Source organism: Promicromonospora sp. NFX87 (assembly GCF_048564965.1).
Classification (GTDB): domain Bacteria; phylum Actinomycetota; class Actinomycetes; order Actinomycetales; family Cellulomonadaceae; genus Promicromonospora.
Genome location: NZ_CP183413.1, coordinates 2081570 through 2105085, shown reverse-complemented (window position 1 = coordinate 2105085; position 23516 = coordinate 2081570). Strand labels below are relative to the sequence as shown.

The 23516-nt window shown below is 72.5% G+C and carries 18 protein-coding genes; all 18 read right to left on the bottom strand.

Annotated elements, in window-relative coordinates; all coding sequences use genetic code 11:
* Positions 1 to 12: 12 nt before the first annotated feature.
* Positions 13 to 1677 (bottom strand): RyR domain-containing protein, encoded by a 1665-nt coding sequence (locus tag ACNYC2_RS09400; RefSeq protein ID WP_419706754.1) that lies wholly within the window; start codon positions 1675 to 1677, stop codon positions 13 to 15.
* Between the two features lie 126 nt (positions 1678 to 1803).
* Entirely contained in the window at positions 1804 to 3240 is a 1437-nt protein-coding gene (gene pyk / locus ACNYC2_RS09395; protein ID WP_419706753.1) for a pyruvate kinase, read from the bottom strand.
* A 70-nt stretch (positions 3241 to 3310) separates the two neighbouring features.
* Complete coding sequence (locus tag ACNYC2_RS09390) at positions 3311 to 4789, bottom strand: glutamate synthase subunit beta (RefSeq protein WP_419706752.1); 1479 nt, start codon at positions 4787 to 4789, stop codon at positions 3311 to 3313.
* Positions 4782 to 9353 carry a glutamate synthase large subunit gene (gene gltB, locus ACNYC2_RS09385; RefSeq protein WP_419706751.1) on the bottom strand — a complete coding sequence of 1524 codons (4572 nt, stop codon included), beginning with the start codon at positions 9351 to 9353 and terminating at the stop codon, positions 4782 to 4784. Before gltB ends, ACNYC2_RS09390 begins: the two co-directional genes overlap by 8 nt.
* A gap of 114 nt (positions 9354 to 9467) precedes the next feature.
* Positions 9468 to 10568 (bottom strand): prolipoprotein diacylglyceryl transferase, encoded by a 1101-nt coding sequence (lgt, locus tag ACNYC2_RS09380; RefSeq protein WP_419706750.1) that lies wholly within the window; start codon positions 10566 to 10568, stop codon positions 9468 to 9470.
* Positions 10565 to 11509, bottom strand: a complete 945-nt coding sequence (gene trpA / locus ACNYC2_RS09375; RefSeq protein ID WP_419706749.1) for a tryptophan synthase subunit alpha — start codon at positions 11507 to 11509, stop codon at positions 10565 to 10567. The genes lgt and trpA overlap by 4 nt, the downstream gene beginning before the upstream one ends.
* Positions 11506 to 12780: a tryptophan synthase subunit beta gene (gene trpB, locus ACNYC2_RS09370; protein WP_419706748.1), complete on the bottom strand. Its 1275-nt coding sequence runs from the start codon at positions 12778 to 12780 to the stop codon at positions 11506 to 11508. The genes trpA and trpB overlap by 4 nt, the downstream gene beginning before the upstream one ends.
* 11 nt (positions 12781 to 12791) lie before the next feature.
* Positions 12792 to 13607, bottom strand: coding sequence for an indole-3-glycerol phosphate synthase TrpC (trpC, locus tag ACNYC2_RS09365; RefSeq protein ID WP_377133080.1), 816 nt, complete (start codon positions 13605 to 13607; stop codon positions 12792 to 12794).
* A 225-nt stretch (positions 13608 to 13832) separates the two neighbouring features.
* Entirely contained in the window at positions 13833 to 14288 is a 456-nt protein-coding gene (locus tag ACNYC2_RS09360) for a DUF2752 domain-containing protein (RefSeq protein WP_419706747.1), read from the bottom strand.
* A complete protein-coding gene (locus ACNYC2_RS09355) occupies positions 14272 to 14592 on the bottom strand; it encodes a DUF4190 domain-containing protein (RefSeq protein ID WP_419706746.1) in 321 nt (106 codons plus the stop codon). The genes ACNYC2_RS09360 and ACNYC2_RS09355 overlap by 17 nt, the downstream gene beginning before the upstream one ends.
* Before the next feature lie 4 nt (positions 14593 to 14596).
* Positions 14597 to 14857, bottom strand: a complete 261-nt coding sequence (locus ACNYC2_RS09350) for an HGxxPAAW family protein (protein ID WP_116675641.1) — start codon at positions 14855 to 14857, stop codon at positions 14597 to 14599.
* A 60-nt stretch (positions 14858 to 14917) separates the two neighbouring features.
* The gene (locus tag ACNYC2_RS09345; protein ID WP_419706745.1) at positions 14918 to 15565 is read right to left on the bottom strand and encodes a Trp biosynthesis-associated membrane protein; all 648 of its coding nucleotides are present in this window, start codon (positions 15563 to 15565) and stop codon (positions 14918 to 14920) included.
* A complete protein-coding gene (locus ACNYC2_RS09340) occupies positions 15562 to 17178 on the bottom strand; it encodes an anthranilate synthase component I (protein ID WP_419706744.1) in 1617 nt (538 codons plus the stop codon). The genes ACNYC2_RS09345 and ACNYC2_RS09340 overlap by 4 nt, the downstream gene beginning before the upstream one ends.
* A complete protein-coding gene (hisI, locus tag ACNYC2_RS09335) occupies positions 17175 to 17621 on the bottom strand; it encodes a phosphoribosyl-AMP cyclohydrolase (protein ID WP_419706743.1) in 447 nt (148 codons plus the stop codon). Before hisI ends, ACNYC2_RS09340 begins: the two co-directional genes overlap by 4 nt.
* 70 nt (positions 17622 to 17691) lie before the next feature.
* Positions 17692 to 19593 carry an ABC transporter ATP-binding protein gene (locus tag ACNYC2_RS09330; protein ID WP_419706742.1) on the bottom strand — a complete coding sequence of 634 codons (1902 nt, stop codon included), beginning with the start codon at positions 19591 to 19593 and terminating at the stop codon, positions 17692 to 17694.
* Positions 19590 to 21482: an ABC transporter ATP-binding protein gene (locus ACNYC2_RS09325; RefSeq protein WP_419706741.1), complete on the bottom strand. Its 1893-nt coding sequence runs from the start codon at positions 21480 to 21482 to the stop codon at positions 19590 to 19592. The genes ACNYC2_RS09330 and ACNYC2_RS09325 overlap by 4 nt, the downstream gene beginning before the upstream one ends.
* 284 nt (positions 21483 to 21766) lie before the next feature.
* Positions 21767 to 22552 (bottom strand): imidazole glycerol phosphate synthase subunit HisF, encoded by a 786-nt coding sequence (gene hisF, locus ACNYC2_RS09320; RefSeq protein ID WP_419706740.1) that lies wholly within the window; start codon positions 22550 to 22552, stop codon positions 21767 to 21769.
* Positions 22552 to 23505 (bottom strand): FKBP-type peptidyl-prolyl cis-trans isomerase, encoded by a 954-nt coding sequence (locus ACNYC2_RS09315; RefSeq protein WP_419706739.1) that lies wholly within the window; start codon positions 23503 to 23505, stop codon positions 22552 to 22554. The genes hisF and ACNYC2_RS09315 overlap by 1 nt, the downstream gene beginning before the upstream one ends.
* Positions 23506 to 23516: the final 11 nt, after the last annotated feature.

The window sequence follows — 23516 nt, the reverse complement described above, 5'->3', positions numbered from 1 at the left end:
CCGGGCCCAGGTTCACCCCCCGGTCACCGGACGCTCGTCGTACCGCACGACCTCCAGGCCGAACTCCGCGAGGATCTCGGGCAGCAGCCGCACCACGTCGCGGTCCTTCTCCCGGTTGTCCTCGGGCAGCTCGGACCAGGGCATGCCGATCATCGGGTGCACCTTCGCGGCGTCGTCCCGGACGGGGCCGCTCCGCCAGCCCTGGGCCACCCGCACCGACTCCCACAGCTCGTGCTCCGCCTCGGCGAGCTTGTCCAGCTCGGCGCCCTCGAACACCACCTCCGGCGCTCCGTCACGCGGCGCGATGGTCGCGCCCATCCGCGACAGCCGCGCCGGCAGGCCGACGACCCAGCCCCGGTTGGAGGCCCGCAGGTCCTCGGAGAGGTCCTCCCAGCGCACCATCGCCGGGAGCTCGCCCCAGCCGACGCCGCGCTCGCGCTGGTTGCGCAGGTAGACGTGGTGCACGGCCCGCGCGATCCGCTCGTACATGTCGGCGTGGGCGCGGGCCTCCTCCCGCTCGACGTCGGCGAGCAGGTCGCGCATGGTCACCGTCCGCAGGCGGCCGTCCAGGTTGTCGAGCACGCGCGAGGCCTCGGTGCCGAACGCGCCCGTCAGGCCTGCCAGGCCGTCGAGCAGCAGCACGAGCGACCCGGGGCCGCCGTGCCACAGCTTCGTGGCGGTGAGGGCCACCCGCAGGGACCTGCCGTCCGAGGCGTGGCAGACGTAGACCACGTCCGGCGCCCCGAGGCTGCCCGTGCCGAGCGCCGGCGCGACCCGCAGCTCGATCTTCTCGGCCACGGGCGACCAGCGGGTCCGGAGCGCCTCGACCACCTGTTCGGCGTCGTCCGCGAGCAGGTCGACCGCCAGCCGGACGCCGTCGCCCGCGAGCTCCCACTCGCGGGCCAGGCCCACCACCAGCGCCTTTGCGAACTCGCCGGAGCCGATGACCAGCACCTTCGTCAGCGGGGCGGGGCCGCCCGGTGTGTCCACCAGGCGCCGCACCTCGCGCACCGCGAGCGCCTGTGCGGCGATGACGTCGAGCGTGAAGAAGTCGACGCCGGGTTCGGCGCAGCTCAGGTGCCGCGCCTGGAGGGCCACGCCGAGGTCGGGGTCGCTGACGTGGGCGTACAGGCGCTCGGGTCCGCTGCCCGTCGCGCGGACGGCGGTCTCCGCCTCCGCGACGGTCAGCACGTTGGCCGTGGCCTCGTCGGTGTCGTCGCCGCACGCGTACAGGACGGTCGCGCCCGTGAGGCCGACGTCGTGCAGGCCGGAGGCGTCAGGAGTGCGCAGCACCCGGTGGCCTGCCGCCTCCAGGGCCGCGGTGACGGTGTCCGCGGCGTCGGTCTCGCCGACGACTATCGCGTGGCCGCGTGCGCGACGGTCCCTGAACCGGCGGATCTCCCCGGTGAACAGGGCTCGTGCGGCCTCGAACAGCGCGTAGACCGCGGTAGCCGGGGCGAGGAACCGCGCCACCTGAAGCTGCCAGGAGAGCGGCCCGCCGCCGCTGGCCGGGTCGGCACCCATGACGAAGAGCTGCAGGTCGTGGTAGACGACGTCGTACCAGGTGCGGTCGGGCTGGTGGCTGGTGTCGAGCGCGAGGCCCCACCACCCGAGGCCGAGGGAGACCACGACGAGAACGGCGAAGCCGAGACGGGTCCAGGGAAATGAGCGGGTCACGCCGGAACAATAGCGACATCTCCCCCGCTGAGTGGTCGAGTACGCCGAAGTAGAGCGTGTGTCCTGTGCGCGCGGGGTTGACCCCGCGTGCACAGGACACACGCTCTACTTCGGCGTACTCGACTTTCAGTTGGCGCTGCGACCGTCCGTGTGCGATCCGATGCGGTGCACCAGGATCGAGTTGGTCGTGCCGGGGACGCCTACGGGGGCGCCCGAGACGACGACCACCAGGTCGCCCTTCTCGGCGAGGCCCTGGTCCTGCAGGGTCAGGTCCACCTGGTCGACCATCGCGTCGACGTTCTCGACCTTCGGCACGAGGTACTCGGTGGTACCCCAGGTCAGGGCGAGGGTGTTGGCGACGTGCTGCTCCGGGGTGAAGGCGAGCAGCGGGATCGACGAGCGCAGGCGGGACATCCGGCGTGCGGAGTCACCGGACTGCGTGAACGTCACGAGGTACTTGACCCCGAGCGTCTCGCCGATCTCGGCGGCGGCACGCGTGATGGCGCCACCGCGCGTGTGCGGCGTGGAGCCGAGCGGCGCGATGCGCTCCCGGCCTGCCTCCTCCGTGGCCTCGATGATCCGGGCCATGGTCTCGACCGTGATGATCGGGTAGTCGCCCACCGAGGTCTCACCGGACAGCATCACGGCGTCGGCACCGTCGAGCACCGCGTTGGCGCAGTCCGAGGCTTCGGCGCGGGTCGGCGTCGGCGACGTCGTCATGGACTCGAGCACCTGCGTGGCGACGATGACCGGCTTGGCGTTGCGCCGGGCCATCTCGACGATCCGCTTCTGGACGAGCGGCACCTGCTCCAGGGGCATCTCGACCGCGAGGTCGCCGCGCGCCACCATGACGCCGTCGAACGCGGCGATGATCTCGGCCAGGTTGTCGACGGCCTGCGGCTTCTCGATCTTGGCGATGACGGGGACCGTGCGGCCCTCCTCCTCCATCACGCGGCGGACGTCCTCGTAGTCCTTGGCGGACCGCACGAACGACAGCGCGATGAAGTCGGTGCCGAGCTGGAGCGCCCAGCGCAGGTCGGACTCGTCCTTGTCGGACAGGGCCGGCACGGACACGGCGACGCCGGGCAGGTTGATGCCCTTGTTGTTCGAGACGGGGCCCGGGACCTCGACCTCGGTGATGACCCGCGGACCCTCGACGGCGGTGACGCGCACGCGCACCTTGCCGTCGTCGATCAGCAGCGGGTCGCCGATCTGGGCGTCGTTCGGCAGGCCCTTGTGGGTGGTCGACACGATCTCCCGGCTACCGAGGATGTCCTCGGTGGTGATGGTGAACGTGTCGCCCTTGTTCAGGAAGTGCTTCTCGTCCCCGGCGAACCGGCCGAGCCGGATCTTGGGGCCCTGCAGGTCGACGAGTACGGCGACCGACTTTCCGGCCGCCTTCGCGGCCTCACGCACGTGACGGTAGACCGCCGCGTGCGCCTCCTGCTCGCCGTGGCTGCGGTTGATCCGCGCCACGTTCATGCCGGCGTCTACGAGTTCCCGAAGTTTCTCCGGCGACTCCGTGGCGGGTCCGATGGTGCACACGATCTTGGCTCTGCGCATGTCTCCAGCCTAGGCAGGTGGGCGCCGCAGCGCCCTGTGGGGGTGAACAACTCCCGGTGAAGTTCTCGGGTCACGACCGCAGAGCGAACGTGCGCGGACGCACCGGGGCAGGCAGCTCGGTGCTGCCCTGCAGGTAGGTATCAGCCGCGGCGGCCGCGGCGCGGCCCTCCGCGATGGCCCACACGATGAGGGACTGCCCGCGGCCGGCGTCGCCGGCCACAAAAACTCCGGGCAGGCTTGCAGCGTAGTCCTCGCCGCGGGCGACCAGGCCACGCTCGGTGACCTCGATGCCGGTCTGCTCCTCGAGCACGCCGGTCTCGGGGCCGGTGAAGCCCATGGCCACGAGCACGAGGTCCGCGGGGATCTCACGCTCCGTGCCCGGGGTGGCCGCGCGGCGGCCGTCGGGCAGGTACTGGGTCTCCGCGACCTTGAGGGCGCGGACGTTGCCGTCGGCGTCGGGCAGGAACTCGACGGTCGAGGCGAGGTAGGTGCGCTCGCCGCCCTCCTCGTGCGAGGTCGAGACCTCGAACAGGATGGGGTCGGTCGGCCACGGCTGGTTCGCCGGGCGCTGGGTCGGCGGCATCTTGCCGATGGCGAGCGTGGTGACGCTCGCGGCGCCCTGGCGCAGCGCGGTGCCGAGGCAGTCCGAGCCGGTGTCGCCGCCGCCGATGATGACGACGTGCTTACCCTCGGCCGACGGCGCACCCTCCGGCAGGACGTCCGGCGTACCGGCGGCGACCGCGTGGTTGGCGGGCGTCAGGTAGTCCATGGCGAAGTGGATGCCCGCCAGGTCCCGCCCGGGCAGGGGCAGGTCGCGCGGCACGGTGGCGCCCGTGGCGACCACGACGGCGTCGAACCGGCGGCGCAGGGCGTCCCAGCTCATGTCCGTGCCGATCGCCACACCGGTCCGGAACCGCGTGCCCTCGGCCTCCATCTGCGCCAGACGGCGGTCGATGTGCAGCTTCTCGAGCTTGAAGTCCGGGATGCCGTAGCGCAGGAGGCCGCCGACGGCGTCGTCCCGCTCGTAGACGACGACGGTGTGGCCGGCGCGCGTGAGCTGCTGCGCGGCGGCGAGGCCCGCGGGCCCCGAGCCGACGACGGCGACCGTGGAGCCCGTGAGCCGCTCCGGCACGTGCGGGGTGACCAGACCGCGCGCGAACGCCTCGTCGATGATCGAGACCTCGACGTTCTTGATCGTCACCGCGGGCTGGTTGATGCTCAGCACGCAGGACGACTCGCACGGCGCAGGGCACACCCGGCCGGTGAACTCCGGGAAGTTGTTCGTGGCGTGCAGGCGGTCGATCGCGTCGGCCCACTGCCCGCGCCACACCAGGTCGTTCCAGTCCGGGATCAGGTTGCCCAGCGGGCAGCCCTGGTGGCAGAACGGCACGCCGCAGTCCATGCAGCGGCCCGCCTGCTCCTTGAGGAACGGCTGGCCCTCCGCACGGTGCGCGTGGGTGTCCTTCCAGTCGCGCAGCCGGACCTCGACGGGCCGGTTCGGCGGGAGCTCCCGCTCGGTGACCTTGAGGAATCCTCTGGGGTCAGCCACGTGCCACCTCCATGATCTGGTCCCAGACGGACGGGTCCCACTGGGTCTTTCCGGAGACGTCGGCGCCTGCGGCCTCCGCCTCGCTGAGGGCCAGGCGCACGCGCGCCCAGCCGGGCGGCAGCATGCGGGTGAACCGGCCGCGTGCCGCGGCGGGGTCGGCGAGCAGCTCGGCCGCGACGGCCGACCCGGTCTCCGCACGGTGCCGTTCCAGGAGCCCGCGCACGGTCTCCCAGTCGGCGTCGGTCAGGGCCTCGAGGGCGAGCTCGCCCGCCTCGAGGGCCGCTTGGTTGACGCGCGAGACCCGCAGGTCCAGGAAGTACGCGATGCCGCCGGACATGCCGGCGCCGACGTTCCGGCCCGTGGGCCCGAGCACCAGCACGTTGCCGCCCGTCATGTACTCGCAGGCGTGGTCGCCCACGCCCTCCGCGACGAGGGTGGCACCGGAGTTGCGCACACCGAACCGCTCCCCCACGCGACCGCGCAGGTAGACCTCGCCGGACGTGGCGCCGTAGCCGATGACGTTGCCGCCGATGACGTTGGCGCCGTCGAGCACCGACGCCTTGTCCGGGCGGACCGCGATGCGGCCGCCCGACAGGCCCTTGCCGACGTAGTCGTTGGCGTCGCCGAACAGGCGCAGGGTGATGCCGCGGGGCAGGAACGCGCCGAGCGACTGGCCGGCCGAACCGGTCAGCGTCACGTCGATCGTGTCGTCGGGCAGGCCCTCGCCGCGGTACCGCTTGGTCACCTCGTGGCCGAGCATCGTGCCGACCGTGCGGTTCACGTTCCGGATCGGCAGCTCGATGCGCACCGCCTCACCGCGCTCGAGGGCCGGGGCCGCCGCCGTGATGAGCTGGTTGTCCAGCGCCCTGGCGAGGCCGTGGTCCTGCGGCGTGGTGTGCCGCAGCGAGGAGCCCTCCTTGAGCTGCGGCTGCGCCAGCACGGGGGTCAGGTCGAGCCCCTGCGCCTTCCAGTGGTCGACGGCCTTGCGGGTGTCGAGCACCTGCACCTGGCCGACGGCCTCCTCGAGGCTCCGGAAACCGAGCGCGGCGAGGTGCTCGCGCACCTCCTGCGCGATGAACTCGAAGAAGTTCACGACGAACTCCGGCTTGCCGGTGAACCGGCTGCGCAGCTCGGGGTTCTGCGTGGCGACGCCCACCGGGCACGTGTCCAGGTGGCAGACGCGCATCATGACGCAGCCCGAGACCACCATCGGCGCGGTGGCGAAGCCGAACTCCTCGGCCCCGAGCAGCGCGGCGACGATGACGTCACGGCCGGTCTTCATCTGGCCGTCCACCTGCACGACGATGCGGTCGCGCAGGTCGTTGAGCACCAGGGTCTGCTGGGTCTCGGCCAGGCCGATCTCCCAGGGCGTGCCCGCGTGCTTGAGCGACGTGAGCGGCGAGGCGCCGGTACCGCCGTCGTGCCCGGAGATCAGGACGACGTCGGCGTGCGCCTTGGACACACCCGTCGCGACCGTACCGACGCCGAACTCGCTGACCAGCTTGACGTGCACGCGCGCGTCCGGGTTGGCGTTCTTGGCGTCGTGGATCAGCTGGGCCAGGTCCTCGATCGAGTAGATGTCGTGGTGCGGCGGCGGCGAGATGAGGCCGACACCCGGCGTGGAGTGCCGGGTGCGCGCCACCCACGGGTAGACCTTCGGCCCGGGCAGCTGGCCGCCCTCACCGGGCTTGGCGCCCTGCGCGAGCTTGATCTGGATGTCCGTGGCGTGCGTCAGGTACTCCGACGTGACGCCGAACCGGCCCGAGGCGATCTGCTTGACGCGCGAGCGGCGCTCGTCGTCGTACAGGCGCTCCGGGTCCTCGCCGCCCTCGCCCGTGTTGGACCGGCCGCCGAGGCGGTTCATCGCGATCGCGAGCGTCTCGTGCGCCTCGGCCGAGATGGAGCCGTACGACATGGCGCCCGTGTTGAACAGCTTGACGATCTCGCTGACCGGCTGGACCTCGTCGATCGGCACCGGCTCGCGGTCGGGGCTGAAGCGCAGCAGGCCGCGCAGCGTCATGAGGCGGTTCGACTGCTCGTCGACGCGCCGCGTGTACTGCCGGAAGATGTCCATCCGGCCGGACCGCGTGGCGTGCTGCAGGCGGAACACCGTCTCCGGGTCGAAGAGGTGGTCCTCGCCGTCGCGCCGCCACTGGTACTCGCCACCCGTGGTGAGGCGCTCGCCCGGCTTCTTGTTGCCGGACGGCGGGTACGCCTCGGCGTGCCGAGCCGCGACCTCGGCCGCGATGACGTCCAGGCCGATGCCGCCGAGCCGCGACGTCGTGCCGGTGAAGTAGTCCTCGACCAGGTCGTGGGACAGGCCGATCGCCTCGAAGATCTGGGCGCCGCGGTAGGACATGATCGTCGAGATGCCCATCTTGGACATCACCTTGAGCACGCCCTTGCCGAGCGCCTTGATCAGGTTGGCGACCGCCTTCTCGGGCGTGACGTCCAGGTAGCCGCGGCGGGCCAGGTCCTCGACGGTCTCCATGGCCAGGTACGGGTTCACGGCGGCCGCGCCGTAGCCGATGAGCAGCGCGACGTGGTGCACCTCGCGCACGTCGCCGGCCTCGACCACGAGCGACACCCGGTTACGGGTGTGCTTGCGCACCAGGTGGTGGTGCACGGCGCTCGTCAGGAGCAGCGACGGGATGGGCGCCAGCTCGGAGTTGGCGTCACGGTCCGAGAGCACGAGGAAGCTCGCACCCTCCTCCACGTACCGGTCGACGTCGGCGAAGATCTCCTCGAGCCGGGTCAGGAGAGCGGCGCCGCCGCCCGAGACGTCGTAGAGGCCCTGGATGGTCTCGGCCTGGAAGACGCCCTCCAGCTCCTTGTCGCGCTCGACGTGCACGACCTTGGCGAGCTGGTCGTTGTCCAGCACCGGGAAGCCGAGCACGAGCTTGCGCGCGTGCTCCGGGATGTCGGCCAGCAGGTTCGGCTCGGGCCCGATGGCGCTGCCGATGGCCGTGACGAGCTCCTCGCGGATCGCGTCCAGCGGCGGGTTGGTCACCTGCGCGAACATCTGCGTGAAGTAGTCGAACAGGAGGCGCGGGCGCTGCGACAGCACCGCGACGGGCGTGTCGGAGCCCATGGCGCCGAGCGGCTCGCCACCCGTGGTCGCCATCGGCGACAGGATGATCTTGAGCTCTTCCTCGGTGTACCCGAAGGCCCGCTGCCGACGCCGCACCGAGGCCGGGCTGTGCGCCACGTGCTCGCGGTCCGGCAGGTCCTCCAGGCGGACCGAGTGCTCGCGGATCCAGTCACCGTACGGGTGCAGCGACGCGAGACCGGACTTGATCTCCTCGTCCTCGATGATCCGGCCGGAGCCGGTGTCCACGAGGAACATCTTGCCGGGCTCGAGGCGGCCCTTGCGGACCACCGTGGCGGGGTCGATGTCGAGCACGCCGGCCTCGGAGGCCAGCACGACCAGACCGTCCTCGGTGACCCACCAGCGGCCGGGGCGCAGGCCGTTGCGGTCCAGCACGGCGCCGATCAGGGTGCCGTCGGTGAACGTGAGCGAGGCCGGGCCGTCCCACGGCTCGATGAGGTTCGCGTTGTACTCGTAGAAGGACCGCAGGGCCGGGTCCATGCTGGAGTGGTTCTCCCAGGCCTCCGGCACCATCATGAGCACGGAGTGCGGCAGGGACCGCCCGCTCAGGTGCAGCAGCTCGAGGACCTCGTCGAAGCTCGCCGAGTCGCTCGCCCCGGGCGAGCACACCGGCTGGAGCGCCTCCAGGTCACCGAGCAGCTCGGACTCCATGGTGCCCTCGCGCGCCGCCACCCAGTTGCGGTTGCCGCGCACCGTGTTGATCTCGCCGTTGTGGGCCAGCAGCCGGAACGGCTGGGCCAGGGGCCACGACGGGAACGTGTTGGTGGAGAACCGCGAGTGGACCAGCGCCAGCTCCGTGGCGTACCGGGGGTCGGACAGGTCCGGGAAGAACGGCTCCAGCTGCGCCGTGGTCAGCATGCCCTTGTACGTGAGCGTGCGAGCGCTGAGCGAGGCGAAGTACAGGCCCAGCTCGATCTCGGCACGCTTGCGCAGGCGGTACGTGCGCCGGTCCAGGTCGATCCCGGACAGACCCCGCGAGGGGTCGGCCACGACGATCTGCCGGAACACGGGCATGGACGCGCGCGCCGTCGGGCCCACGATCCCTGCGTCCACCGGGACGTCGCGCCACGCCAGGACATCGAGCTTCTCCTCGGCGGCCAGCACCTCGACGCGGTGCACGACGGCGTCGCGCTCCGCGTCGTCGGTCGGCAGGAACGCCGTACCGATCGCGTACATGCCGGCGGGCGGCAGGTCGACGCCCACCACGTCGCGGATGAACGCGTCGGGAATCTGGGTGAGGATCCCGGCGCCGTCGCCGCTGTCCTCCTCAGCCCCCACCGCGCCGCGGTGGTCGAGGTTCAGCAGGGCGGTCAGACCGGCATCGACGATGTCTCGTCCGGGCGTGCCACGCAGGGTCGCCACGAAGGCGACGCCGCACGCGTCATGCTCGGCCGCCGGGTCGTACAGGCCCTGTGCGGGCATCCCCACCTGTTGTGTCGGCAACGGCTTGGTCATGGGTCCTCACAGGCACCCGGCCGTGGCCGGGCGCAGTTCCTTGCGATGGTCCGGGACGACGGCGGCCCGGTCGGTCAGGGGGCTCGTCGGCCGGTGGTCCCGGCGCCGTGCCCCTCAGGTGCGCGCGGAGCTGTCCGCGTCGGACCTCTCCACTGCTGCTGTCTTCACTTCCTCCGGCTCGGCGGCTGCCGCACCGGTCCCTGCACTTGCTGGTTCAGGCTCTGGGTCCGACTCTGGGTCCGACTCTGGGCCGGCCGGACTCCCGGCCGACGGTTCATTCCCCTCCGGCCGCAGCCGTACCGACTCTTCCCTGGTGGGGAACTTCCGAGCCAGCACCACCGAGACCACCAGGGCCGCGAGGCCCAGGAGGATCGACGTCCAGACGTTGAGGCGTAGCCCCAGCACCAGCTCCGCATCGTCGATGCGGAGCATCTCGATCCAGACCCGTCCGAGAGTGTAGAGCAGGACGTACGCCCAGAATACCCGCCCATGACCCAACTTGAACCGACGGTCTAGAAAGAGCAGAACCCCGGCCATCAGGAAGCACCACACGAGCTCGTACAGGAACGTCGGGTGGAACAGCGTGCCCTCCGGGTACGCCACGCCCGTGGCAGGGTTCGACACCACGTGCTCGGCATCGATGCGCAGGCCCCAGGGCAGCTCGGTGGGCCGCCCGTACAGCTCCTGGTTGAACCAGTTGCCGAGCCGGCCGACGCCCTGCGCGACCAGGAGGCCCGGCGCGACGGCGTCAGCGAACGACGAGAGCCTGACGCCCTTCTGCCGGCAGCCCAGCCACGCCCCGAAGGCGCCGAGCGCTATCGCGCCCCAGATGCCGAGGCCGCCCTCCCAGACGTAGAGCGCCGTGACCGGGTCGCCCCCGCCCGAGAAGTTCTCGCCGAAGTACCGGTCCGGAGAGGAGAGGACGTGGTAGATCCGGCCCCCGACGATGCCGAAGGGCACCGCCCAGAACGCGATCTCCAGGACGTCCTCCGGGTTGCCCCCGCGCGCCTTCCAGCGCCTGGCGGTCATCCAGAGGGCGATGGCGATCCCCGCGAGGATCGCCAGCGCGTAGGCGCGCAGCGGGAAGATCCCGAGGTACCAGGTGTGCTCGGAAGGGCTGGGTATCTCTGTGACGACCCCGGTGACAGGCGCAGCGGGCAGCAACGCAGGCAGCTCGACGTACAGGGCAGCCGGCAGTGCGGTCAGCAGCGTCACAGAGCCTCTCCGGAAGTGGTCACGCCGCCGGGTACGGCGGCATCGGGTGTATCGGTGGGCGCGGTAGCGCGCGCCGACCGTACCCCGGCGGCGAGGTCCTCCGTCACCTCGGCCAGATTCGTGAGACGGACGGCCCAGTCCGCGTCCGTGAGCGGGCCGTCCGAGAGCAGCGGACGCACCAGCGCGGAGCCGACGATGACACCGTCGGCGAAGCGCCCCACCTCGGCGGCCTGCGCCCCGGTGGAGACACCGAGGCCCACGCAGACGTTGACGGCGCCGGCCGCACGGGTGTCGGTGACGAGCTGTTCGGCGCGCGAGCCCACCTGGGTCCGCTCCCCCGTCACGCCCATGAGCGACGCCGCGTAGACGAAGCCCCGCGTCGCGTCGACGGTGAGGCGCAGCCGTTCCGTCGTCGAGCTCGGGGCCACGAGGAACACGCGGTCCAGCCCGTGCGCCTCGCTCGCGGCGAGCCAGTCGGCGGCCTCGTCCGGGATGAGGTCGGGCGTGATCAGCCCGGCGCCGCCCGCGGCGGCCAGGTCGCGCGCGAACGCGTCCGGCCCGTACTTCAGCACCGGGTTCCAGTAGGTCATGACCAGCACGGGGACGTGCGGCGCGTAGTCGGTCAGCTCCCGCACCACGCGGAACACGTCGGAGACCCGCGCACCCGCGTCGAGCGCGCCCTGTGCCGCCTGCTGGATCACGGGCCCGTCCAGCACGGGGTCGGTGTACGGGACACCGAGCTCGATCACGTCGACGCCGTGGTCCACGAGAGTCTTGAGCGCCTCGATCGACCGCTCGACGGTCGGGTAGCCGACCGGCAGGTAGCCCACCAGGGCGGCCCGGTTCTCCTGCTCGCGCAGGTGGGCGATCAGGTCGCCCGTCTGCCGTCCGGTGTGCGGCCCGGTGTCCGGCCCTGTAGCCGACTCGGTCACAGTGCTCATCCCCGGCCCTCCTGCCGTTCCAGCTCTTCGGTCGCCGCGCCCTGGTCGAGCAGCCCGAACCAGCGGGCCGCCGTCGCCACGTCCTTGTCACCGCGACCAGACAGGTTCACGAGGATCAGGAGCGGCTCGCCGTCCGGCCCCGTGCGGCCCTGCTCGGCCGCCGCCTTGCCGACGCGCAGCGCGCCCGCGAGGGCGTGCGCCGACTCGATCGCCGGGATGATGCCCTCCGTGCGGCACAGCAGGCGGAACGCCTCCATGGCCTCGTCGTCGGTCACCGGCTCGTAGGTGGCGCGGCCCAGGTCGTGCAGCCAGGCGTGGGCCGGGCCGACGCTCGGGTAGTCCAGGCCCGCCGACACCGAGTGGCTGGGCAGGGTCTGGCCGTCGTCGTCCTGCAGCAGGTAGGACTTGGCGCCGTGCAGCACGCCGAGGGCGCCGCCGCTGAACCGGGCGGCGTGCCGGCCGGACTCGACGCCCTCGCCGCCGGCCTCGAAGCCGCGCAGCTCGACGTCCTTGTCGTCGAGGAACGCGTTGAAGATGCCGAGCGCGTTCGACCCGCCGCCCACGCACGCCGCGACGACGTCGGGCAGGCGGCCCGCGCGCTCCAGGATCTGCTCGCGCGCCTCCTCACCGATGATGCGGTGGAACTGGCGCACCATCTCGGGGAACGGGTGCGGACCCGTGACGGTACCCAGCAGGTAGTGCGTGGTCTCGACGTTGGCCACCCAGTCGCGCAGGGCCTCGTTGATCGCGTCCTTGAGGGTGCGCGAGCCGATCTTGACCGGCACCACCTCGGCGCCGAGCAGGCGCATCCGGGCCACGTTCAGCGCCTGCCGGCGCGTGTCCTCCTCGCCCATGTAGACCACGCACTCGAGGTCCATCAGGGCGGCGGCGGTGGCCGTGGCGACACCGTGCTGGCCCGCTCCGGTCTCCGCGATGAGGCGCTTCTTGCCCATGCGCTTGACCAGCAGGGCCTGCCCCAGCACGTTGTTGATCTTGTGCGAGCCGGTGTGGTTGAGGTCCTCGCGCTTGAGGAACACGCGCGCGTCGCCCGCGTGCGCTGCGAACCGCTGCACCTCGGTCAGCGGGCTGGGCCGGCCGGTGTACTCCCGGTGCAGACGCTGCAGCTCGGCGGCGAACTCGGGGTCGTCGGCCGCCTTGCGGAACTCGGTGTCGAGCTCGTCGAGCGCGGCGATGAGCGCCTCGGGCACGAAACGCCCGCCGTACTCACCGAAGTACGGACCGGAGACGTCGGAAAGCTTCACGGAGGTCATCTCGGATCCCTTCAAGCCGGACGGACGGACCGCAGCGACGGGTGCGAGCCCGCTGCGACGAGGTCGGCCACCGAGGCGCGCGGCGCGCCGTCGGTCACCAGGGCCTCGCCCACCAGGACGCCGTCGGCGCCGGCGCGGGCCATCTCCATCACGTCGTGCGGGCCACGGATGCCGGACTCCGCGATCTTGACCACGTCGTCCGGGATGTACTCGGCGAGGCTGCGGAACAGGCCGCGGTCCAGCTCGAGGGTCTTCAGGTTGCGGTGGTTGACGCCGACCACCCGGGCGCCCGCACCGACGGCGCGGCGGACCTCTTCGAGGTTGTGCGCCTCGACCAGGGCGGTCATGCCGAGCGAGTGCACGCGCTCGACGAGCGACTCGAGCACCGTCTGCTCCAGGGCGGCGACGATGATCAGCACCAGGTCGGCCCCGTGCGCACGTGCCTCCCACACCTGGTACGGCGTCACGACGAAGTCCTTGCGGAGCACCGGGACGTCCACCCGGCCGCGCACGGCGTCCAGGTCCGCGAGCGAGCCGTTGAACCGGCGCTGCTCGGTGAGCACGGAGATCGCGGACGCGCCGCCGGTCTCGTACTCGGCGGCGAGCGCCGCCGGGTCGTCGATCTGCGCCAGCGAGCCCTTGCTCGGGCTCGAGCGCTTCACCTCGGCGATCACCGAGACGGCGTCCGCCTGCTTCAGGCGGCCGAGGCACTCGAGGGCCCCGGGCACCGCGGTGGCGCGCTCCTTGAGCGCGTCGAGAGACACACGTGCCTCACGCTCCGCGAGGTCCTCACGAACCCCCGCGACGATGTCCTCCAGGACCGACATGTAATGAGCCTCCCCGTGCCCTTGCTCTGCCCTCGTGCTACGCCTCGTACGTTTGCCGGGGCGATCGCCCCATGGCCATCGTAGGCGGATCCAGGGTGTGGTCCTGACCACTCCCGGACCGTGAGACGACGGTCCGTCAGATCCCGGGCCGGGAGTGGTCCGAGGACTCCCTGGGGATCGCCTGACCGGGCTCAGGGCCGGGTCGGACGGGCCGGATCCGGGGCGTCAGACCCAGGGAGTCAGGTACGGCTGCAGCACTGGGAGGTTGCGCGCGACGAAGAATGTCAGCGCGACGCCGAGGGTGACCCAGCCGGCCGTGCTGGACAGGCCCTTGACGGGCCGGCCGCGCGCGGCGGACGCGAGCCACACCAGCCAGAGGACCACCACGACGGGGGCGGTCACCGTCCACAGCGCGTTCGCCGACCAGGCACCGGCCAGGTCGAGGTGCGCCAGGTCGTGCGTGGCGCGCAGCCCGCCGCACAGGGGGCAGGCCAGGCCGGTCAGCTCCAGCAGCGGGCAGAACCCGTACGAGCCGCGCACGTGGGGGTCGCGCAGTGCGAGCAGCAGCGTGGCCGCGCCGACCGCGGCGCCCGTGAGCAGCGGCGCCCGGAGCGCCGAGGGGACGGCGGGCCGGGCGCTGCTGCGGGTGGACGGGCCGGACGGCTCAGGAATCGGGCCCACCCGCCAGGAAGCGGGCGATCACCAGCACGATGACCGCGGCCAGGATCACGAGCGAGATCCAGCCCAGCACGACGCCGGTCATCGCCATGCCTTCGTTGTCCGCCTCGCCGGCCCGCACGGCCCGGCGGCCCTGGTTGCCGACGATGATGGCGGGGATGCCGGTGATGACGCCCAGCAGGAGGACCACCGACGCGATGCCCAGCACGAGCGACCAGGCCCCCAGGTTGTTCTTGGGGTACGCGGCGGGCCGCGCGGGCATCGTGAGGTCGGTGGTCGTCTCCGTGGTCGTCCCGGTCGTCGTCATGGTGCTACCGCTGGACCTTCTTCTGGCCCATGCCCAGGTTGCGCAGCACCAGGCCGACGATCAGCGAGGCGCCGATCACGACGAAGCCGAGCACGAAGATCACCAGCCAGGCCGACGAGGACTGCGCCACGATGACACCCCACGAGGCGATCAGCGCACCCAGCGTGATGCCGGCCATCGTCACCCAGGCGGCGACGGTGTGGCCATGGTTGTTCGGCGGGACGCCCGGCGGCAGGTAGGCGATCTCGGGCTTGTTCTCGGTCATCGCGGGTGGGTGCCTTTCGTGTCGTGCGGTACGCGCTCAGCCTAACCGTTCCCGGTCAGGTCAGCGGCCCGTGGGGTCGTCGCCCCGGGACAGCGCGTCCCAGGCGTCGTGGGGGTCGATCTCGTCGTCCGGTCCGACGGCGGTGCCGTCGTCGGCGGCTGAGGTTCTGGTGGTGCCGGTGGCGGCGGCGCTCGTGCCGGCGCTCGCGCCGCTGCCCGGCGCCGCGGCGTCCGCGCGCTCGTGCCGGCCCGACGTCGCCGTCCAGCCGCGCGCCGCGACCGCGCCCCAGACCGCGACGACCACGGCGAGCACACCCGTGGCGACGGCGGCCCACGGCCACGCGGTGAGCGTCACGGGTGACGTGAGCTCGGTGACGCCGCTCGTCGCGGACGCGGCGGCGGTGGCGGCGGGCACGGGGTCGCCGACGACGACGAGCGTGCTCACCACGACCAGCACCCCGGCCGCCGCCGCGACCAGCAGGGCCACGTAGCGGGCGACCCGCCCGGTGAGCGCGCAGGCGATGCCTGCGGCCAGGAGCACGAGCGCCCCCGCGCCGACGCCCGGCGCGGCCGAGGTGCCCGCGGCGGCCACCGCCACCTCGGGCTCCAGCGCGGTGGCCACCGTGGTGGTCACCCAGGTGGGGGAACCTGTGCCGAACGTCAGCGCGCCCAGGACCAGCAGTGCGAGGACGGTGCGGGTGCGTGTCACTTGTCGTCCCCACCCGTCCGCAGCTGGGTCTTCCGCAGCGGGGCCAGCCGCGAGGCGAGCTGGATGGCCCGCACCGCCGCGGCGGCCTTGTTGCGCGACTCCGCGTACTCCAGGGCCGGCACCGAGTCGGCGACGATGCCGCCGCCGGCCTGGACGCTGGCCCGGCCGTCGGCGATGTAGGCGGTGCGGATGGCGATGGCCATGTCCATGTTCCCGCCGAAGTCGAAGTACCCGCACACGCCGCCGTAGATGCCGCGCGAGGCGGGCTCCAGCTCGTCGATCAGCGCGATGGCCCGGGGCTTGGGGGCGCCGGAGAGCGTGCCTGCCGGGAAGGTCGCCCGCAGCGCGTCCAGGGCGCTGCGGCCTGCGCGGAGCCTGCCCACGACCGTCGAGCACATGTGCATGATGTGGCTGAACCGGCGCACCTTCATGAACTCGACCACCTCGACGCTGGTGGGCTCGCACACCTTCACCATGTCGTTGCGGGAGAGGTCGACGAGCATGATGTGCTCGGCCCGCTCCTTGGGGTCGGCCAGGAGCTCCTCGCCCAGCTCGGCGTCCTCCTCCGGGTGGGCGCCACGCGGCCGGGACCCGGCGATCGGGTAGGTGGTGACGTGGCCGTCGTCCACCTTCACGAGGGTCTCGGGGCTGGAGCCGACCACGGCGAACTCGGCGCCGTCCGGCTTGGCCAGATGGAAGTAGTACATGTACGGACTCGGGTTGATCGTCCGCAGGGCGCGGTAGACGTCGAGCGGGTCGGCCGGGCAGTCCAGGTCGAGGCGCTGCGACAGCACCACCTGGAACACCTCGCCGTCGCGGATCGCCTCCTTGCCCGCGAGCACCGCGTCCTCGAACTCGCCCTGGGTGGAGCGGAACTCGAGCTGCGGCTCGGGACCCTCGGCGACGACGGACGTGACACGCGGCTCGGCCGTCGCCAGCCGCGCCGCCATGGCGTCGAGCCGGGCGACGGCGTCCGCGTAGGCCTCGTCGACGCGCTCGTCCGTGGCGTCGGCGTTGATCGCGTTGGCGACCAGCCACACGGTCCCCTCCCGGTGGTCCACCACCGCGAGGTCGGTGGCGAGGCACAGGGCCAGCTCGGGCGCGCCCACCTCGTCCGGGACGGTCGCGGGGAGCGTGGGCTCCCAGTGCCGCACGATGTCCCAGCCCAGCACGCCGGCCAGGCCGCCCGTGAGCGGGGGCAGGTTGGCCACGCCGGGCGTGCGGAGCGCGACGAGGGCCGCCTCGAGCACGTCGACGACGTCGCCCTCCGTCGGGATGCCGACGGGCACGTCGCCGGTCCAGACGGCGCGGCCGTCGTCGCTGGTCAGGGTCGCGCGGGACGCGACGCCGACGAACGACCAGCGCGCCCAGACGCCGGACTCCGCCGACTCCAGGATGAAGCTGCCCGGCTTGCTCTGCGCCAGCGTCCGGTAGAGGCCGACGGGCGTGGCGTCGTCGGCCAGCAGCGGGCGGACCACCGGGATCACCCGGCGGTCGGCGGCCATCTCCCGGAACTCCGGCAGGCTCGGCCAGGTGCGACCCCAGGGCAGGTCGGCGGGTGCGGTCGCCGCACGGGCCTCGTGGGGGTCGAGCTGGGTGTCGAGCTGGGTCACCGGTGCTCCTCGTACTGCTGGTTCGTGTCCTGCTGGCTGGTGTCCTGCTGGCTGGTGTCCTGCGGCGTGCGGTCGTGCCGGTCGCGTTCGCCGGCCACGGCGCCGAGGTCTCCCCCGGCCTCGAAGCAGGTGCGGGTACCGGTGTGGCACGCGGCGCCTACCTGGTCCACCTGGACGAGCAGGGCGTCGCCGTCGCAGTCCAGGCTCACGGCCTTGACGTACTGGGCGTGCCCAGACGTGTCGCCCTTGCGCCAGTACTCGCTGCGGCTCCGGGACCAGAAGGTCACCCGGCCCTCGGTGAGCGTGCGGCGCAGGGCCTCGTCGTCCATCCAGCCGACCATGAGCACCTCGCCCGTGTCGTGCTGCTGGACGACGGCGGCGACCAGGCCGGCGTCGTCCCGCTTGAGTCGGGCGGAGATCGTGGGGTCGAGAACTTCGGGCACCCGAGAATCCTGCCACGTCACGGGCCGACGGCGGTGTGATGTCCGCCGCCGGCGCGTGTCGGGAGCGGTCCTACCGGGTCTGGGCGACCCAGCTCGCGTGCATGCGGGCGTAGATGCCGTCCGCCGCCGCGAGCTCGTCGTGCGGGCCGACCTCGGCGACGTGGCCCTCGTCGACCACCACCACCAGGTCGGACGCCTCGGCCGTCGAGAGCCGGTGCGCGATCGTGATCGTGGACCGGCCGGCCGTGAGCGAGTCCAGGGCCCGCGCGATGCGGACCTCGGTAGCGGGGTCCACCGCCGACGTCGCCTCGTCCAGCACGAGCAGGTCCGGCTGGGCGAGGTAGGCGCGCGCGATCGCGACGAGCTGCCGCTCCCCCGCCGACAGCGACTCGCCCCGCTGGCCCACCTCGGTGTCGAGCCCGTCGGGCAGGTCGGCGACCCAGTCGGACAGGCCGAGCTCGGCGAACGCCTGCTCGACGGCGGCACGCGTCGCGGCCGAGGTCTCGTCGGGACCGGCCGCCGGTTCGGTCCCGACAGGCTCGACCAGCGACGCTGTCGGGACCCGCAGCCCGTACGCCGCGTTCTCCAGGACCGTCCCGTCGAACAGGAAGCCCTCCTGCGGCACCAGCACCACGCGCTCGCGCAGCGACGCGAACGCCAGGTCCCGCAGGTCCACGCCGTCCAGCTCGACGGCACCCGCCGTCGGGTCCATGAGGCGCGTGACGAGCTTGGCGATGGTCGTCTTGCCGGAACCGGTCTGCCCCACCACCGCCACCTTGGTGCGCGGCGGCAGGTCCAGCGTCACGCCGTGCAGCACCTCGGGGCCGCCCGGGTAGGCGAACCGGACGTCGCGCAGCGTCACGCGGGCCGGCCCGCGCTCCTGCGTCACCGCGTCCGGCTTCTCGGCCACCTGCACCGGGGTGTCGATGACGGCGATGACCCGGCGCCAGCCGGCCACCGCGTTCTGCAGCTCGTTGAGGATCTCGGTGGCCATCTGCACCGGCCCGGTGAACAGCTGCACCAGGAACAGGAAGGCCACGAGCTGGCCCGCCGTCAGGCCGCCGCCCACACCGAGCAGCGTCCCGACGACCACGACGATCGCCAGCACGAGGTTCGAGATCAGGACGCCCGAAGAGAACGTCGCCGCGACCAGGATCTGCGACCGGGCCTGAGCCCGGCGGGTGTCCTCCACGGCGGCGCCGATGCGCCGTCCGGTCCGCTCCGACACGCCGTACGCGCGCACCGTCTCGGCGCCCACGACGGCCTCCGAGATCGCGCCGAGCATCGCCCCGACCCGCTCGCGCACCAGCGTGTAGGCGCGGTTCACGTACTTCTGCCCGAACCGGATCACGAGGAACATCGGGATGAACGCGACCCACACCACCGCCGTCAGGATCGGCGAGTAGACGAGCATCAGCCCGGTAGCCACCACGATCTGCAGGGCGCTGACGAGCAGCATGATGCCGCCCCACTGCACGAACAGCGACACCGTGTCGACGTCGTTGGTCACGCGCGAGACCAGCGCGCCCCGCCGCTCGGTGTTCTGCGTGAGGGTCGACAGGTCGTGCACGTGCCGGAACGCCTTGACGCGCAGCGTCGCGAGCCCGGCCTCGGCCGAGCGGAACAGGCGCACGTTGACGAGCGCCGCGCAGAGCCCGGCCAGCACGAGCGCGCCCGCCGCCAGCGACGCGAGCAGCGCCACGCGGCCCACCTCGGGTCCGGAGTCGGCGAGGATGCCCACGTCGATGGTCTGCTGCACCGCGAGCGGCACCACCACGCGGCCGACCGCGGCGAGCGACGCCAGGCCGAGCGTCACCCACATCCCCCTGGCGATCTCCGGGCTGATCTCGATGCCCCGGCGCAGCGTCGCGAACACACCGAGGTTGCTCGTCGACTCGATGCGTGCGCCGTCGGCGTCGAGCAGGTCCTCCGGCACGTCGGTCGCTTCGCGCTCGTCCGTCGCCGCGGTCATCCGGCCACCTCTTCCAGCTTCTCGTCCAGCACACCGGCGGCAGCGGCGTCGGCCCGTTCCTGCTCCCTGCGTTCCGTCTCGACCTCGTAGGCCGTGGCGAGCTCGCGGTAGCCGGGGTCGCGCGCCATGAGCTCGTCGTGCGTCCCGGCGTCGACCACGCGGCCGCCCTCGATGTGGATGACGCGGTCGGCGAGCGCCACCGACGACATCCGGTAGGCGACCATGATCACGGTGGTGCCCGGCGCCTGCCCGGGGTCCGCACCGGTCCCGGAGGCGGCCTGGTCGGCAGCTTGGTCGGCGGCCCGTTCGTCGGCCCGGTCCGCCAGCCCGCGCAGGATCTCCTGCTCCACGCGCGGGTCGACGGCGCTGGTCGCGTCGTCGAGCACGAGGAGGCGGGGGCTGCGCACCAGGGCGCGCGCTATCGCGAGGCGTTGCCGCTGGCCGCCGGACAGGTTGGCGCCGCGCTCGCCGAGCGGTGCGTCGAGGCCGCCGGCGAGCTCGCGCACGGTGTCCGCGAGGCGGGCGAGCCGGAGGGCCTCCCAGACCTCGTCGTCGGACGGCGAGCCGGGCGCGCCCTCGTCCGCGAGGGTCACGTTGGCGCGCACCGTGTCCTCGAAGATGAACGTGGTCTGGGTGACGAAGGCGACCTGGGCCGGGATCTCGCCCTCGGCGAGGGTGCGCGCGTCGGTGCCGTCGAGCAGCACGCGCCCGCGCGTGGGGTCGGACAGCCGGGCCAGGAGGCTCACCAGTGTGGTCTTGCCGGCGCCGGTGGTGCCGACGACGGCGACTGTCGTGCCGGGCGCGACGTCGACGTCAACGTCGTCGAGCAGGGTGATCGAGCGGCCGCGGGCGCCACTGATCGCCGGGACGTCGACACCGACGTCCTCCAGGCGGACGGCGAGGCCGGGCTGGCCGGGCGTCCGGGGCAGGCGGGCGTCGCCGTACTCCAGGGCGCCCGTCGAGTCGACCACCTGCGCGATGCGCTCGTAGCCGACCAGGGCGCGCGGCAGCTCGCCGAGCACCCAGCCGAACGCCTGCACGGGCACCGTCATCATCGTGAGCAGGTAGGCCGCGGTGACGATGTCCCCGGGCTCGACGTCACCGGTGGAGACGCGCCACGTTCCGACGCCGAGCACCAGCAGGGTACCGACCGCCGGCAGCGTCTGGATCACGGGGTCGAACAAGGAGCGGACGATGCCGACGCGCACGTTCGCGGCGCGCAGCTCCTGCGTGCGGGCGTCGAACCGGTCCTCCTCGCGGTCCTCGGTGCCGAGCGACTTGACCAGCAGCGCCGCCTCGAAGCTCTCGTGCGCCGCGTCGGCGACGTCGCCGCGCAGGCGCTGCGCCCGGGTCACCGCGGGTGACATGTGCCGCTGGTAGACGGCGTTCACGCCCACCGTGATGGGGATGACGGCGAGCGCCGCGAGCGCCAGCCAGGGGTCGATCGTCACGAGCAGGACGATCGAGACGCCGATCATGACCACGACGCCGAGCGCGAACGGCAGCGGGTTGAAGACGCCGGTGGCGGCCTCGGTGTCCGAGGTGGTGTGGTTCAGGAGCTGGCCGGCCGGGTGCGCGCGATGCCACGAGGCGGGCAGGCGCAGGTACTGGCGGGTCAGCGCCGTGCGGTGGCCGGCCTGGATCCGGACGAAGCCGAAGCCCGCCCAGATGCGGCGTGCGGCGACGGCCACGGCGAGCGACAGTGCGACCGCGGCGAGCACGAGGCCGCCGAGCCAGACCCGGTCGCGGGCGACCTCGTCACCGGCGATGGCGGGGACGACGACGGAGTCGGTGGCCCAGCCGACCGCGCGGCTCACGGCGACGGTGAGGGCGCCGAACATCGCCGAGGCGCCGACGGCCAGGACGTAGATGCCGGGGTTGGCGCGCATACCGCGCCACATGAGTGCGAGCGACCGGCGTACACGAGAGCCGGTCAGGGCCATCGGTCTGGATCGCGGGGCGTCTGGGGGCACGGAAAGACCTCGCTTCCTCGGGGACAGCAGAATTTTCTCACGCCACGGGAATCGATTCGACAGTTTTTCGCCGCGGGCGTCGTCGACGTTAGGACCTCGACTTTGGTTGAGGTCAAGAAGGGACGTCGTGCCGGTCCGCGAAGTAGAGCGCCTGTCCGGATTCCGCACGGGTTGACCCGTGCGGAATCCGGACAGGCGCTCTACTTCGCGGACCGGCAGCGGACGTCGATGCCCGCCGCGCGCATGGCGTCCTTGACCTGGCCCACCGTCAGCACGCCGAAGTGGAACACGGACGCGGCGAGGACGGCGTCCGCCCCTGCCTGCGCCGCCTCCACGAAGTGCTGGGGCGTGCCCGCGCCGCCGGACGCGACGAGCGGTACGTTCACCCGCTCCCGCACGGCGCGGAGCATCTCCAGGTCGAAGCCCGCGGTGGTCCCGTCCGCGTCCATCGAGTTGAGCAGGATCTCCCCGGCCCCCAGCGCGGCTGCCTTCTCCGCCCACTCGACGGCATCGATCCCGGTCCCGCGCCGCCCGCCGTGCGTGGTGACCTCGTAGCCGGAGGGGGTGGTGACGTCGCCCGTGACGCGCCGCGCGTCGACGCTCAGCGTCAGCACCTGCGAGCCGAACCGCTGGGCGATCTCGGCGATCAGCTCGGGCCGCGCGATCGCGGCGGTGTTCACGCCGACCTTGTCGGCGCCCGCGCGCAGCAGCCGGTCGACGTCGTCGGTGGAGCGCACGCCGCCGCCCACGGTGAGCGGCACGAACACCTGCTCGGCGGTGCGGCGCACGACGTCGACCATGGTCTCCCGGTCGCCGGACGAGGCAGACACGTCCAGGAACGTGAGCTCGTCGGCGCCCTCGGCGTCGTACCGGCCAGCGAGCTCCACCGGGTCCCCGGCGTCCCGCAGATCGGCGAAGTTGACGCCCTTGACCACTCGGCCCGCGTCGACGTCCAGGCACGGGATCACGCGGATCGCGACGGACATCAGCCCTCCTTCTTCTCGGGTTCTTCCTCGACGCCCGCCTCGCGGGGGTCGAGCTTGTGCGCGTCGAGGATGTCGATCACGTACACGACTGTCTCGCCGGCGAGCTGGCTCTTCGTGTTGGCATGGCCGTCCTGCGGCGGTACGACCAGCATGATCTGGGAGCCGACCGTCTGTTCCAGCAGTCCCTGGTCCCAGCCCTCGACCAGCCTGCCGATCCCGATCTCCGCGGACTGCGGCGGGGTGTCCTCCGTCCACGTCGTGTCGACGACGCCGCCGTCGCTCCAGCGCACTGCCGTGAACTCGACGGTGAGGATCTGGCCGGCGCGCACCTGTTGCCCGGACCCGCGGATCAGCGGGTGCACGACCAGCTCCGACGGCGGCTCGACGCCGCGCGGGACGCGTACGGTGGGCGCCCCGAGGTCGTCGAGGCTCACCTGCGGGAGGTTCTTGCCCGGTGCCTCTCCCGCGACGCCGGACGCGCGGGTCGGCAGCACGTCGACGACCAGCAGCACCGGGACGCCGTCCTGCTCCTCCATGACGGTGAGCCGCGCGCCGACGCGCTCGCCCTCGAGCGACTCGAACAGGTGGCTGCCGAGCGACCTCTCGGTCATCGTGAACGCCGCGGGCGCGGTGCGGAACGTGTTCTGCAGCTCCGTGCCGTCCCTGCCGTCCTGCGCGTAGAGGTTCAGCAGCACCGGGTCGTCACGCTCCAGCACGTCCCCCGTGCCCGGCCAGACCGTGCGCGAACCCGGCTGCACGACGGCGAACGGCTTCTCGTACTCGAGCGTGGGCGGGGCGCCGGTCGTGCCCGTGACCTGCAGCGGCGCCTGCGAGGCGGTGGACGTCGGTGCGGGACCGACCTCCACCGGCAAGGACGCGGGCGCGCACGCCGTGGTCACCGCCACCGTCGTCGCTGCCAGCGCACCGACGATGACGCGTAACCAGGAACTCACCCGCAGATTCT